The organism is Bacillus sp. GS3m_15504, from assembly GCF_055825275.1.
The window spans coordinates 508775-523225 of sequence record NZ_JBVVNL010000001.1 but is presented as its reverse complement, the minus strand read 5'-3'; the positions used below and the strand labels follow the sequence as shown (position 1 = coordinate 523225).

15 protein-coding genes are annotated in these 14451 nt (G+C 34.4%); 6 read left to right on the top strand and 9 right to left on the bottom strand.

Annotated features, from left to right (window positions below):
• Positions 1-20: 20 nt before the first annotated feature.
• The 3 genes from AC0L0O_RS02865 to AC0L0O_RS02855 all read right to left on the bottom strand — a co-directional run bounded on the left by AC0L0O_RS02865 (position 21) and on the right by AC0L0O_RS02855 (position 2502).
• A complete protein-coding gene (locus tag AC0L0O_RS02865; RefSeq protein WP_098639049.1) occupies positions 21-1514 on the bottom strand; it encodes a YcdB/YcdC domain-containing protein in 1494 nt (497 codons plus the stop codon).
• Positions 1515-1584: 70 nt separating this feature from the next.
• Complete coding sequence (rpmG, locus tag AC0L0O_RS02860) at positions 1585-1734, bottom strand: 50S ribosomal protein L33 (protein ID WP_001265617.1); 150 nt, start codon at positions 1732-1734, stop codon at positions 1585-1587.
• A gap of 144 nt (positions 1735-1878) precedes the next feature.
• On the bottom strand, positions 1879-2502 hold the full coding sequence (locus tag AC0L0O_RS02855) for a nitroreductase family protein (protein WP_001008507.1): 624 nt from the start codon (positions 2500-2502) through the stop codon (positions 1879-1881).
• 353 nt (positions 2503-2855) lie between these two features.
• Between AC0L0O_RS02855 and AC0L0O_RS02850 the strand changes: the two genes are divergently transcribed.
• Entirely contained in the window at positions 2856-3506 is a 651-nt protein-coding gene (locus AC0L0O_RS02850; protein WP_000456223.1) for a GTP pyrophosphokinase, read from the top strand.
• Positions 3507-3559: 53 nt separating this feature from the next.
• Here the strand turns inward: AC0L0O_RS02850 and AC0L0O_RS02845 are convergent, their stop codons facing one another.
• Together AC0L0O_RS02845 and AC0L0O_RS02840 are read right to left on the bottom strand one after the other, a co-directional pair.
• A complete protein-coding gene (locus AC0L0O_RS02845; protein WP_001201016.1) occupies positions 3560-4027 on the bottom strand; it encodes a lipoprotein in 468 nt (155 codons plus the stop codon).
• Positions 4028-4081: 54 nt separating this feature from the next.
• Complete coding sequence (locus AC0L0O_RS02840) at positions 4082-5467, bottom strand: alkaline phosphatase (RefSeq protein ID WP_000714928.1); 1386 nt, start codon at positions 5465-5467, stop codon at positions 4082-4084.
• 261 nt (positions 5468-5728) lie between these two features.
• Between AC0L0O_RS02840 and AC0L0O_RS02835 the strand changes: the two genes are divergently transcribed.
• Positions 5729-6562, top strand: coding sequence for a GNAT family N-acetyltransferase (locus AC0L0O_RS02835; RefSeq protein ID WP_000691520.1), 834 nt, complete (start codon positions 5729-5731; stop codon positions 6560-6562).
• Between the two features lie 15 nt (positions 6563-6577).
• Positions 6578-7462, top strand: a complete 885-nt coding sequence (locus AC0L0O_RS02830) for an alpha/beta fold hydrolase (RefSeq protein ID WP_000819821.1) — start codon at positions 6578-6580, stop codon at positions 7460-7462.
• A 41-nt stretch (positions 7463-7503) separates the two neighbouring features.
• Here AC0L0O_RS02830 and AC0L0O_RS02825 read toward each other — a convergent pair whose 3' ends face one another.
• From AC0L0O_RS02825 to AC0L0O_RS02815, 3 genes are all read right to left on the bottom strand, one after another.
• Entirely contained in the window at positions 7504-8004 is a 501-nt protein-coding gene (locus AC0L0O_RS02825; RefSeq protein ID WP_098639051.1) for a DoxX family protein, read from the bottom strand.
• A gap of 264 nt (positions 8005-8268) precedes the next feature.
• On the bottom strand, positions 8269-8805 hold the full coding sequence (locus AC0L0O_RS02820; RefSeq protein WP_000935631.1) for a hypothetical protein: 537 nt from the start codon (positions 8803-8805) through the stop codon (positions 8269-8271).
• An 18-nt stretch (positions 8806-8823) separates the two neighbouring features.
• Positions 8824-9426, bottom strand: coding sequence for a histidine phosphatase family protein (locus AC0L0O_RS02815; protein WP_001983744.1), 603 nt, complete (start codon positions 9424-9426; stop codon positions 8824-8826).
• A gap of 170 nt (positions 9427-9596) precedes the next feature.
• On the opposite strand from AC0L0O_RS02815, the gene AC0L0O_RS02810 reads away from it, so the two are divergent.
• On the top strand, positions 9597-9935 hold the full coding sequence (locus AC0L0O_RS02810) for a hypothetical protein (protein ID WP_033688602.1): 339 nt from the start codon (positions 9597-9599) through the stop codon (positions 9933-9935).
• A gap of 70 nt (positions 9936-10005) precedes the next feature.
• Entirely contained in the window at positions 10006-10128 is a 123-nt protein-coding gene (locus AC0L0O_RS02805) for a DUF4023 domain-containing protein (protein ID WP_000071861.1), read from the top strand.
• Between the two features lie 47 nt (positions 10129-10175).
• On the opposite strand, the gene AC0L0O_RS02800 is transcribed toward AC0L0O_RS02805, so the two are convergent.
• Positions 10176-11408: an eIF2A-related protein gene (locus AC0L0O_RS02800; protein WP_000709059.1), complete on the bottom strand. Its 1233-nt coding sequence runs from the start codon at positions 11406-11408 to the stop codon at positions 10176-10178.
• Between the two features lie 228 nt (positions 11409-11636).
• Here AC0L0O_RS02800 and AC0L0O_RS02795 point away from each other — a divergent pair, with 228 nt between their 5' ends.
• Positions 11637-14390 (top strand): S8 family serine peptidase, encoded by a 2754-nt coding sequence (locus AC0L0O_RS02795; RefSeq protein ID WP_473785643.1) that lies wholly within the window; start codon positions 11637-11639, stop codon positions 14388-14390.
• Positions 14391-14451 lie beyond the last annotated feature (61 nt).

Here is a 14451-nt window from a genome sequence, read left to right as displayed (position 1 = left end):
GAAAAATAACTCTTTTTATTTTACTTGCTCCAAATTTTCTCACCAGTATGCGCATCAATATAACGAACTTCTCGACTACCGTCGAAGAATTCTTTATAATTTTCACCCGTTGTTTGTTTATACAGCAATTGATATACCGTTTCCTCTACATCATGATCTATAGACCATTCTAATTTAACTCGGATAGCCTCTCTGTATATTTCTAACGCTTCTTCTTTCGTTACTTTTGGTGTTGTTTCGTGTGTAAGTAATTTTTTTATAAGGTTGCTAGACTCTCCAGAGTAGTGCATCACAGCACCGTTTTCCGCATTGATGTTAATTATAAATTGGTTATACTCTGCCGGAATATCATTTATATATAGAGAAAAAATAAATCTTTCAATCCCATCTTCAGCTTCTTCACGTTCCCCCCAAAGACGCAGATATTGTGTGATATCTGGAATAACTTGTTCCAAAAATTGAAGTGCTTTTTGTAAACATTCCTCTCTAGGCAGTATTTGCTTTACTTCTTTATCATCTGTCAATTTTATAAAACCAGTTAATTCATTGGTTAATTTATCAATTGTAACGCTAACTAAATTATTATATTTCAGCATCGGTAAATGCTTTTTAAAGAATTCATTCATTAAATATGGATTCTTTTCTTCTTTCTGTTTTTGTAATTCCTCCTTCAAAACAAATTTCATCCTTATTTCATTATCATTTTCCGTCTCATCTACTTTTGCAAAACTTTCTTTATCCCAGTCAAATAATTCGAATATGTCATCTTGCCGGTTACCTTCTTCTATTTTTTCAACAACTACTGTTGGCGGTAATTTATAATGTTCTGGCCCATATAAATCTTTACCTGTACTTGCATCAATACATGCATGACTAGGCTCTGGTTCATATACAAGATGGTACCCTTTTACTTCTTCCCTGTTTTCATACTCACATGAAGAGTATGTTAAATCTACAAATACAAGTCTCATATCTTGTCTAGCTTTCAAATTTTCTAAAACGACGTTCTCCTCAACAATTTCATTTGGCCATGATGGTTTTTTCTCTATCGCTTTTTGTCCATTGTAATGGAAATCCACAACATTTCCTGAAGGATGAACTTGCACAACACACCCTGTATTCGGCAATGGATAGCCATTCACTTCTTGCATATAATTTACTTCTTTCCAACCGTGCTTGTCACCCTTAACAATTACATATGTATAAAATTCAGAGCCTTCTTTTGTATATTTTTTTAAGAATGTATTTGCAATCTCTCTTGCTTGATTGTCCTCTATCGCTTTCTCACTGCTCGAAAAAGCTTTTTCATCCTCTATCCTAAAGTCAATTAAACTACCAGTATGTCTATTCAACGTAATCTGTATTGTTCTCTCCTCATCCGCTTTATGCTCCCACCATAATAGATGATATGGGTCATCCACACCTTCTTGATCATCTACAACAAGCCTATAATCATCTGGAATGTTAATAATATGAACCACTTGCTCTTTTCTTTCTTTATCTTTTTGATTCATCATACCACTCCCTTTTATTACAAATTTAAGGTAATTATAACAAAAAAAGACTAGAGATATCTCTAGTCTTCTACTTCGTTTCACGATGTAACGTTACTCGCTTTAATCGTGGACAATATTTTTTTAGTTCGATGCGCTCTGGATTGTTTCGTTTATTTTTTTTAGAAATATAATTACGATCACCGCACTCCGTACAAGCTAGTGTAATATTTACACGCATATGTAATTCTCCTTTCTTTTAAAGATCGCAAACTAAATCGTAATGATTACGATTTATATATTATATAACTTCATTCTATTTGTCAATTGCAAAATAAAAGGGATCTAAATAGAACCCTTTTATTTAAGTAATCTATACCTTGTATTAAAATGTTTCATATGTAACAAACTCACTAATCGGTTTTCGATATCCTCGTGGGCGAGTTTTAGTAGTATCACTTTTTCCTATCGTAATCATTAAAACAGGTACTACATGCTCCGGCATATTTAATTCACTTTGTACTGCTTTTTCATCAAAACCGATCATTGGACACGTATCATAGCCATAATATTTAGCTGCGTACATAAAAGTCATCGCACTTAGCGAAGCATTTCTAATCGCTTCCTCTTCCATGAAGCGTTCTCCTTTTCCTTCATATAACCCTTTCGTTTGCTTAATTGTATCTTCATACTCACATTCATCAATCATCTTTAAAACCTTCATACCGAAATAAATATTTTCGACATTTTGATATGCTCTCTTATCACCACAAACAAGTATTACCGCAGATGCACTCGATACTTTATATTGCCCGAAAGCTAACTCTTTTAATCTTTCTTTGCGCTCTTGATCACGAATTACAACATAATGCGTATGTTGCAAATTGTAACAAGATGGAGAGAGTTTTGTTAGCTCAAATATTTTCTTAAAATCCTCATCTGGGATTTCTATTCCTTGTACAAATTTCATTGCAGAACGTCTAGCAATTGCTAATTCTTCAAAATTCACCGTATAACCTCCTTAATAACCGTAAATTTAAATATACATTAATCCAAACAAATAAATAAATCAAATGAAAACACTTTACATTATGAATAATAATGATGATTTACAAAAAAAAGACAAAAAGCTGAAACAATTAGTTCATACGAAATTCACACGAATCTATTACTATAGAAATTGTACATAGTGAATTTATTAACAATCACGTTTATTCATATAGAATTTTTAATCGAAAGGAGTTGAAAGTATGAAAACTAAATATCGCTTTATGATCTCATCATTTGCTGCTTGCGCTTATATGCTTTGGTATTTAGTATAATAACAACCTCACTTGTAAATAGGAAAAGGTGTGTATATAAATGGAATATAATCAATCAACAGTTAACTACTGGAAAGCTTTTGTACTACCATATACATTTGCTTTAGAAGAGTTAAAAACTAAATTTGAAATTATGAACCGGGAAGCCCAATTTTTAGAGGATTACAACCCGTTTGAACATATAAAAACAAGATTAAAACAACCTGAAAGTATTATTAAAAAACTTGAGCGTAAAAATTTATTACCGACAGTTGAAAATGCGCAAACGCATTTACAAGACATCATCGGCATTCGTATTACATGTTGCTTCGTAGAAGATATCTATCATTTAAAAAATGTCATTCAAAAACGTGAAGATATGGAAATCATAGAAGTAAAAGATTATATCGCTAATCCAAAAAAAAATGGCTATAAAAGTTTACACATGATTATCAAATACCCTTTATCACTAAATTCTGGTACAAAAGAAGTCTTTGCAGAAATTCAATTACGTACGCTTGCAATGGACTTTTGGGCAAGTTTAGAACATAAACTTTATTATAAATATGAAGGAAAAATACCTGAGTATTTAAAAGATGAACTACATGATGCAGCAATGAAAGCTGAAGATCTCGATAATAAAATGGCAACCATTCGCCAAGATATTGATGATATCGAAGCATGCTCAAATCAAATTATGTTACCACTATAAAAAAAGGTTCTCGCCAATGAGAACCTTTTTTGCTATTTACGAAAAGTTCTACTTTATTTCTTCTCTATCGTGCGAACCTCTTCAATTTTCCAACCATCCTCTTCTTTTCCAATTGCATACTGTACTTTTTTCTGAAGAGTGATTTCTCCATCTATTTCCTTTTCTTTTGTTTCAACAACAACATACCCTGCTTTACTAGCTTTTATGTCTATATGTTCCAATTCAATTTTCTTATTTCCCTTTTGAAAAGCTGCTTCTTTTTGCGTTTTTAAGTCTTCGGCACTAGGCATCTTCTTTGAAAATAATTCTATATGTTCAGCAAGATTTTTTTCATTTGTTGTCCTTACAAATTTATCCATAACATCTTGAATCGATTTCTCTTCTTCTTTCGTTATTTGTACCTTTTCCTCAGCTTTTGTAGTAGTAGCTTTTTGTTCTATCTTATTCTCTTCGGATTGACATCCAACTAGCAATAATACAACTATTAGAAAGGGGCCTATCCCCCTGAAAAAAGCTCTCATCTTCCCATCTCCTAAAAAGAAAAGTGAGGCATTTCGCCTCACTCTCATTTATAATTAGCGTCTTCCTTTATTCGGATCACCACCGCCAACAATATCAAAGACACGTTTAGCGAGATTTGTATTCTCTTGAACGCCAGAGAACAAGTATTTACCAGGGCCAAATGCATATACGTTTACATCTTCTCCTGTATGTCCACCTGTTGTCCATCCTGTAACCGAACGCTTATTGAAAATATCTTCAATCGCATTATCAATCTTTGTTACATCTTTTGAAGGAGCGATATCATTTACCGCTTTAATTTCTTCAGGTGTTAATTGTAAATCAATATATTTTTTCAATGTTTCTTCTACATTTGCACCTTTTACAATTTCATTTGCCATGAAGTCCGGTGTGCGTTTTGCAGCTTTAATTGGATCTACTTTAAAGTTGTACTCACCATTCGCACCTAAAGATAACCCGCCAGTAGCGTGATCTGCCGTTGCAATGACTAACGTATTTTTATCTTTTTTCGCAAACTCAATCGCAGCTTTAAATGCTTTTTCAAAGTCTTCCATCTCACTCATTGCACCAACGATATCATTATCGTGTCCTGCCCAGTCAATTTGGCTTCCTTCAACCATTAAGAAGAAACCTTTTTTATTTTTGTTCAAACGCTCAATTGCTGCATTTGTCATTTCTTCTAATGAAGGTGTCTTCTCATTGCGGTCAATCATTTTATCTAAACCGCCTGGTGCAAATAAACCAAGAATTTGATCATTTTTATCATTTAACAATTGATCTCGATCTGTTACGTAACTATAACCAGATTTCTTAAATTCTTCTGTAAGATTGCGATCTTTTCTAACAAAGTTTTTTACGCCGCCGCCAAGCATAACATCTACTTTATGCTTCCCTTTAATTTTCTCATCAAAATAATCATTTGCAATTGCGTCCATATTTTTACGACTAATGTCATGCGCACCGAAAGCAGCTGGTGTTGCATGTGTAATTTCAGAAGTAGCAACTAATCCTGTTGATTTCCCTTTCTCTTTCGCTTGCTCAAGAACAGTTTTCACTTCTGCTTTATCATTATCAACTGCAATTGCCGCATTATATGTTTTAATTCCTGCTGACATAGCTGTTGCTGCTGATGCTGAGTCTGTGATATTTTCATGTTCATCTTCCGGATATGTTTTTTGTGTTCCTACAAGATGTTTATCAAACTCTGTAGATTCCATCTCGAATGTTTTTGGATTATCTTTCATATAACGGTGAGCTGTCATATATGAAGGGCCCATACCATCTCCAATTAACACAATAACATTTTTAATCTTTGCATTGCTTCCGTTCTCATCTGCGCTCACTTCACTAGAACGTGTAAAATTCCATGTTGCTACCGAAGTAACTGCTAATGATGCCACAACTGCAAATGGCCATGCTTTTTTCACAAACTTTTTCACTGTCTTGTCCCCCTAATTAGGTTATTCATTTCCCACTATCAAATTTAATAGAAGACTGTTAAGGGAAAATTAGTTATATGTAAATTTTTTGTTAACTTATGTAAATATCAGTTATAATTTGTATAACTTTGTCTTTTCATATCAACCATCTTCGCCTTTACAATCAAAATATAAACAAGTTGGATTTCATTTAACGTAAATCTCTTATTTAACATTTTCCATCTACTTTTATAAAAATTAATAGAAATGTGGTGAATATTTATGAAAATAATAAAGCTAGACAAAACTTATATTTTTGATTTATTGGACCTTTGCAAAGCTATTGGATGGTTACAAGATAAAGCATTTATGAAAAAACAATTCGAAATGTATCTTTCTCTCGGTACACTTGTCGGTTATATGCATGAAAATAAACTGATTGCAGCTGGAGGAGTATTCCCTTTTAAAGATAGGTTTTCTACTATTGGCATGTTAATCGTCCATCCTAATTTTCAAGGCCAAGGCATCGGGCGGACTTTGCTTAATCACTGCTTAGAACACACTCATCCAAAACAGCCAATTGCACTTATTGCAACAAAAGCTGGCGAGCCTCTGTATACATCATGCGGATTTCAAACAGTAACGACGATTCATCGTTTTGAAAAACAAACTACTAAGACACATATCACTCCTACAAAACAAGTAAAAGAAAAAGATCTTATATCTCTTATTTCTCTCGATCAAATTACAACTGGTGCCGATCGTTCTTTACTTTATTCATTACTATTACCAAAAACGAACCACTCTTTTAAAATTGAGAGACATAACTGTATAGAAGCTTTTTCCTTATGCATACAAAAAGGTAATATATTATGTATCAATCCACTTATCGCCAAACGAGAAGAAGATGCTATTCAATTACTACAAAACATATGTGAATGTTGGAATGGCACAGTACGAATTGATGTCCCACATTCACAATTTGTATTTCGCAAATTCCTTCAAACAGAAAATTTCCAAGAAACGCTCCTTTCACCTCTTATGATAAAAAATGGTAGCCAACTTCCTGGAAATCGTAATATGCTATTTGCTATGATAGATACAGCGTTATGTTAGAAAGGGGACACCTAATTGAAGCGATTTAGCTATTTTATGGTAGGTTGTCTTACTCTTACACTATTAGTAGGATGTAGTGCAGCAGAAAAGCCAGTAGAACAAGTAAAACAAGTTAAAAATACACTTACAGCAAAACTAGCTACCGAGGAAAAAATGATAGAAATAGATGGTCAAACCATTTACTTCAAAAAGATTGGTAATGAAAAACCACCTTTACTTATGATCCATGGATTTGGAGGATCTTCAGATGGTTTTCGAAAGATTTATTCAGATTTAGCAAAAGATCATACAATTATTTCTGTAGATGCTTTAGGATTCGGGCGCTCATCTAAACCGATGGATTTTTACTATTCTTTCCCGACTCATGCAAATTTGTATTATAAATTAATGAAAAAACTAGGTTACGATTCGTTTGCAATACTGGGACACTCAATGGGTGGAGAAATTTCTCTTAATTTAACATATTTATATCCTGAAGCCGTTACCCACCTTATTTTAACTGACGCTACAGGCGGTGCTCATACACTAGTGAATAAACAAGGTTCACCAAAACCCCAGTTGTCGACTGATTTACATACTGTCTCTGCTATTGCAGATTATGATGAAAGCAAAGTGAAATTTAAACGTAATGATGAAGAACATTACAATAAAATGAAATTATGGCCTAGACGTCTTCAAATCAATGCAAATGAAATACAACAACCAACTTTAATTATATGGGGAAGAAATGATAGTAGCGTTTCATGGAAAGAAGGAGAAACGTATCATCAATTCTTAAAGAATAGTACTTTCCATATTATCGAAAAGGGTTATCATGCACCGTTTCGTCAAGAGCCACAAGAATTTGTAGGTTATGTAAAAGAATTCTTTAAAAACAATCCGATACAAGCTGAAAAATAACATAAACGGGTATCTCATTTTGAGATACCCGTTTTCATATATTAAGCAGCTTGCTTTTGGCGTTTTTGAGTTTTTGATCCTAATACTTTTGGGATAATGAAACCGTCAATTCCAAATTTACCAGCATTCATACCAGAAACTAGAAGGAACATAGATAAGATAACCATTTCCGGATTCACTCCAATTGACCCACTAAACATATAGGAAAAGTTCATTACAAGGCCGAAAAAGACCGCTGTTTTTGTTAAACAGCCTACAATTAAACCAATTCCGACTAAAATCTCTCCCCATGTTACAAGTGTATTAAATAGATCAACGTTTGGAATTGCGAAATCTTGTAAAAATGATGCCCACCAAGATTGAACAGCCGGTTGTGCACCTTTAGATTTTTCAATTGCACCTTGTAAATAACCAGTTGCATCGAAACCTTTTCCTTGTAGTTTACCGATTCCAGCCATTAACCATGTGTAACCAAGATACACTCGGATTACCGCTAACACAAAAGAAACTGCTTTGTTTTCTCTTAAAAGTTGAATAACCATATCTTCCTCCTAAAGTTGTAATTAAGTTAGTTACAGGTAATATAATAACATTAGTTACTTATTTTACAAATGTTAATTATGAATAATTTGTGACATGTGTATGAAACATTAAAAACTAACGTTTGTATAGTAACTTTTATTACTTGTAAAAACTTGAACATATCATACCATAAGTGATAATAGTTTTCATTGAAGAAAATGTAAAAAAAATGTGAGTTAAATGTGAAACACGTTTATTCGAATATAGAATAAACGTGTTTCACACTACTTATATAATCGAAATGTATGTGTCTCTTTATCAATTAACCGTGCTTCTTCAAAAGCCTCTCCTAACGTTTTTTCATGGTTAATAATCCCGTAAAATAAGCGTATTGTAAACATAAGTGCTGCATTTCCATCCACATAATCTATCGATCCAATATACGATTTCGCTCCACTGCGTAAAAAAGATTCTGCTAGTTTTTTCTCCCCTAACGTACACCCACTATTTACAATATGTGTATTATGCAATTTTGCATATTTATAAATTTCTGCTGCACCAAAGTACCCCCGCGGTTCATCTTGTTCGTATATATCTTCACCCAACTCTTCCATGACAAACTTTCCTTCCTCACCATGAAAGCAAAAAATAATATAATTAATATCGTTAAATAAGTTCTTTCCAGAAAGAACTTCTATAAAATCTTTCGGTCTACCAATCCAATATGTTACAACTCTTGCACCAAAATATTCAAGTGATGCTCGGATTGATTGTGCCTCTAAATCAGAATTAAAGCCAACTACTAGTGCAACATTCAACATACACCCACCATCCTATAATTAGATCTCCTCAATCAAAATTTTAAGGGATACATCCATTTCATATATACCCGTTTCTTGCAAAAAATCAGCTCTAGTTAAAACGACTTTTTGTAAATATTGCCGATACGCAGTAATTGTCCCGTCGTGAGATACAATGCAAATTCTTTCAGCGCCCAGTTCATAACACCAAAGAAGAAATTCCTCTACTATTCGCTGAAAGCTATTTTCTGAAATAGTATTTATGCCTTCCGTCCATAGCTGTTTATTTGTACTTTTCTCTATCGAAAAATTCGAAAATAATTTTTTTATTCTCCCCTGATCTACTATGTGATCACATGGTAATGTTGTCGCTCCTTCTCGATAAGGAAAAATACGTGGGGATACATATGGATGGACAATTTTTTGACAAGCTACTTTCGCACTCCATATTGTTGCTGTTTGTAAAGTTCTAATTGTAGGACTAGCAATTAATATATCCGTTTCTTGCAAGGGTACATTGCATTGAAGTAATTTAGCCTGATTCCTTCCCTCATCCGTTAACGGTGGATGAGGCACTTGTAAACTTGATGGCGAATCTTTTGTATGTTCTCCTTCACCGTGCCGAACAAAGATGAGTTTCATCCCCATCCTCCTCTCACTATAAAATCCTCTTACATATTTCTTCCCTATTCCATCCTTTATTCCTGCTATATGAAAAATCTATATGTAAAAAATATTTGACACAACCAGTTGGAAAATATTACAATTATATGTGTAAAATACTTTTTACAAGAGAGAGGAGAAACATGCATATGAAACGGCTAACCATCTTAATTGGCATGATTATATGGGGATATATAAACGGATTTTTTAGCAGTGATAAAACTGCTAACCCTTGGATTACAGATGATGAACGCGAAACAAAAATTAAGCAAAAGGCAATCATTGCAAGCTGGTCCGGTGTTTTTATGTTTTGTACCATTAATCTCTTAAACAAATGGTTAGGTATAGAAACGAGTAATACATCACCATACTTACCAACTTCTGTCGCAACTATTTTAAAAGAAAATGTAGAGTTACAAATTTTATTTATGCTATTTATTACGTATGGCATATTTTACGTATACTATCGAAGAAAACTAAGCGCTTAATTTTTTATCTCATGATTATCCTCCTAAATGGTTATAGTAATTAGGACAAGATGAAAGGAGCGATAGAAAAATGAGTAACTCGAATGACTTTTTAGATACACTGCATGAAAAACAAGCAAAAGATGAACAAAATAGAAAACGTCAGGGAAACGGAAACCCAGCGAAAAAGAAGCCAAATAAAACACATAAATAAGAATAAAAAACCTGCCTAAAATTATCTTTTAGGCAGGTTTTTTATTCTTATTTCACCGAGATAACATGTTCCCAATTCCATTTCTCGTAATACCACTCTGGTACATCTATATTTTCAATCCACTTCATTTCATGCTTTCCATCCTTATGAGCAAGCCATACATCCGCTTTCTTACGGTCTGAACGTATCCATATTAATTGATTACTCTTATTCATGAAGAGCGGATGATAATCTCCTTGCCTATGAGGTGGCTTTGTGATTCGATGTTGTTCGTCGCTTGTACTATCGATCTCATATAAAGATGGTAGTGGCCTTTTTTCTGGTGGAGTTTCTATCCCCGCTTCTTTTGCTCGTGAAACGATAATTACGTTATCGTTCTTCCATGTAAAATCCCAATCGACATATCCTTTCGGTGTAAATGTGTTCTGCTGAAGTGCTGGCAATTCTTTTACTTTTAAATGTTTATTCTCTAACGCAACTCTCCCGCTTCCTTCAATATAGGCCAATATATTGTTGGCTGGCGCCCATTTGAACCATTGTGTATTTAATAACATTTGATCTACCTTTTCAAAACGACTACCATCTGCACGAACTAAGCAAAGCGTATTGCTATCAGCTGACCATGAAGCTGTCGGTACTGCTAAAAATGAAATCCACTTTTGATCTGGTGACCACTGAAAGCCACTTGCAACTAACGCTAGGAAATCATCATGTTCATTTGGCAATGCATACAAATGCTTCATTTTGTGAGGATTCATATGCGCATCTTTTTGTACTTCATATAGCTGAGCTCCTGTCCATCCAGTTGGAAGTAAGTGTGCTTCAGAAGATACAAGAAACTTCTTTCCATTCGGGTACCATGCATAATCACCTACACCAGCCGATACATTTTCAAAATCTGCATTCTTTTTTTCTACCTTGAAGGTATGTAATGTACCTGTAAATATAAATGCAATTATATTTTCTGTTGGTGACCATTGATAATTTGATACTTCTGAGTGAAACGGCGTAACTTTCTTTCCATCTTTTAGCCGATATAACTCAAGAGTATTTTGTTTCTCTCCTTTTACATATGCTAGCCACTCCCCATCATATGACCACTTCGGTCCTGTTATGTATTCTCCTTTTGTAAGTTGTTTTTCTTTTCCATCAACTTTAATCCAGAGGTCATGATGACGAATAAAAGCAATTTTTACTCCACTATTTTCTGCTTTCGTAATAGTAATTGAACTTAAAAATATGAATAATAATGCGATGACACTTGCTATAGCCTTTTTCATAACACTCCTCCATTTCCCTCATAGCATTCCTCAATGTCCACCTACAATATGTGAAAAATACCTATTCGACATAATCAGAAAAAATTTCCCAAGAAATTTTCAATTCATAGAGGATTGGTATGAATTATGTCGAAAATATAGTTTAGCCAACATTCGTTTTTATATTTCATAATAAAAATGTAAGATAACTTTTTGGAATATTGGCACTTTTTATTAGGGGGAGTTTCAATGAAAAAAACTACATCTATACTTTTAAGTATGGCACTCGTCTTTTCTAGTTTTGGAGCTTTAAGCGCCCATGCTGAATCACTGCAAAAGGAGAAGCAATTTAGTCCACAACTAAAAACAACGATTGAACAATGGGGAGAAAGTAAAATTGCTCAACACGTTGAAACAAAAACAACAAAAGAAATATCTGTAATTGTAGAATTGCAACATGCACCTCTTGCTGCGCAAAGTAACATTCAGCATGCTCCAGATTTACAAAATAGTCATGCACAGTCTTATCATACCGAGCTAAAAAAAGCACAAGAAGAGACGACTAAGAAAATAAAAGAAAAAGCACCTGGTGCAAAAATTAAAGAAGTTTATAATACGTTATTTTCTGGTTTCTCTATTTCAGTTCCAGGAGATCAAATTACTGCTCTTGCTTCTTTACCTGAAGTAAAGACAGTCTATCCGAACTTAACATATAAATTGCATGAAACAACGAAAAGCGCTACTAGCGAAGAAGCACCTAATATTGGTGGACCGACAATTGGTGCTCCTGAAGCATGGAATTTAAAAGACCCATCTGGTAAATCTCTTGATGGAAAAGGTATGAAAGTAGCGATTATCGATTCTGGCGTAGACTATACACATCCTGACTTAAAGGCAAATTATATTGGTGGATACGACACAGTGGATGAAGATGATGATCCAATGGATGGTAACGTACACGGTACTCATGTAGCTGGAATTATTGCTGGTAATGGAAAAATTAAAGGCGTTGCTCCGAATGCTTCTATTTTAGCTTATCGTGTCATGAATGACGGTGGTACTGGTACAACAGATGATATTATTCAAGGTATTGAACGAGCAATTCAAGATGGTGCTGATGTGTTAAATCTATCCCTTGGACAAGATTTAAATGTACCTGATCAGCCTGTAACTTTAACGTTAGAACGTGCAGCAAAGCTTGGGGTTACTGCAGTCGTTTCCAATGGAAATGATGGTCCAAAACCTTGGTCTGTTGATGCACCTGGAAATGCAAGTAGCGTGATATCAGTTGGAGCATCTACAGTTTCTATTCCGTTTCCAACATTCCAAGTAGCTGGTTCCAGCAAAACATACCAAGGATTACCGTTATCAAAATCAGATTTCCCAATAGGAAATGATTCTCCACTTGTATACGTTGGCTATGGTAATCCAAGCGATTATGCAAAACAAGATGTGAAAGGAAAATTTGCACTTGTTTTACAAGGTACTTCTAGCACGTTAGTAAAAGCTGAACAAGCGAAGCAAGCTGGTGCAATTGGTGTACTATTCATTTCTACAGAAAAAGAAATGAATATTATGCCTGAATACTTTACACGTGAAAACCTAGCCCTTCCAGTTATGCAACTATCCAATGTAAACGGTGAAGAGTTGAAAAATTTAATTACAAAGCGTAAGAAAAATATAAAGATCGGACAACCGGTTCCGACTGAATTAATTGGAAACTTTAGTTCCAGAGGTCCATCACAAGGAAGCTGGCTTATAAAACCAGATATCGTTGCACCTGGCGTACAAATTACTAGTACCGTACCACGAGGTGGCTATGAATCTCATAACGGAACAAGTATGGCTGCTCCGCAAGTAGCTGGAGCGGTTGCCCTCCTGCGTCAAATGCACCCTGATTGGACGACGGAACAATTAAAAGCATCACTTGCCAATACCGCAAAAACTTTAAAAGATGTGAATGAAAATACATATCCTATTATGACACAAGGATCTGGTTTAATTAACATCCCGAAAGCAGCTCAAACAGATGTATTAGTCAAACCTAACAATGTGAGCTTCGGTCTTATTAAGCCAAACAGTGGTAAAGTAAAACTGACGCAAAATATTACGTTACAAAATCTATCTAGTAAAAAGAAAAGTTTTTCAACTCGTGTGGAATTGCTAGATACAAACACAAAAACAAAAGTAAAAACTTCTGTACCTTCATCGATTAGCATACAGCCGAATAGTAGTACCGAAAAACCATTTACTATCACTGTCGATAGCTCACTACCACAAGGTGTGTATACTGGGAATGTATATGTAAAAGAGCAGGGAGCGAAAGAAGAAACTCGCATTCCATTTACATTTAGTATCGATCCTAAAGATTACAAACGTATAGATGGACTCGAAATTATTAATTCTACATTTAGTCCAAATGGTGACCAAATATTAGACGATAATCTCATCAACTACTATTTAGTTGCACCTGTGGATGATGTAACATTGCATGCAAATTTAGTTACAAAAGAACGTGTAACGTACCAAGGGATTATCCATCAAGCTAAAAATGAAACAGCTGGATACAAACCTTTCAAATGGGATGGTACAAAAGCAGATGGTACTCCGTTAGCTGACGGTCTATACCAAATCGAAGCAGTTGCCTCTAATTCTGGTGGGGAAACAAAACAAACAGCTGCTGTATTTCTTGATAGAACTGCACCTAAGTTAACATACGAAATTGACCAAGAAAACCTTGTAATCACAGGAAAAGTGGATGATATCTTACTAGATTGGATGACAGAATCTGGTTGGGTAGCACCTGGAATTCCAGTGAGACTACAGTATGAAATCAACGGAAATGGTGTATGGGAAAGTGCATTCCTAAATCCTTGGGAGAAAAATTACGGCATTTATTTAGATCGTACTCAATTACAAGAAGGTAAAAATACAATTCACATTGTAGCAACAGATGCAGCTGGAAATACATCTAATTTAAATGTTGATTTAGATGTGAAATAAAAAATTATTGTTGACAATTTTTTAAATATAGTTTTATAATACAAAACATAGTTTAGTTGAA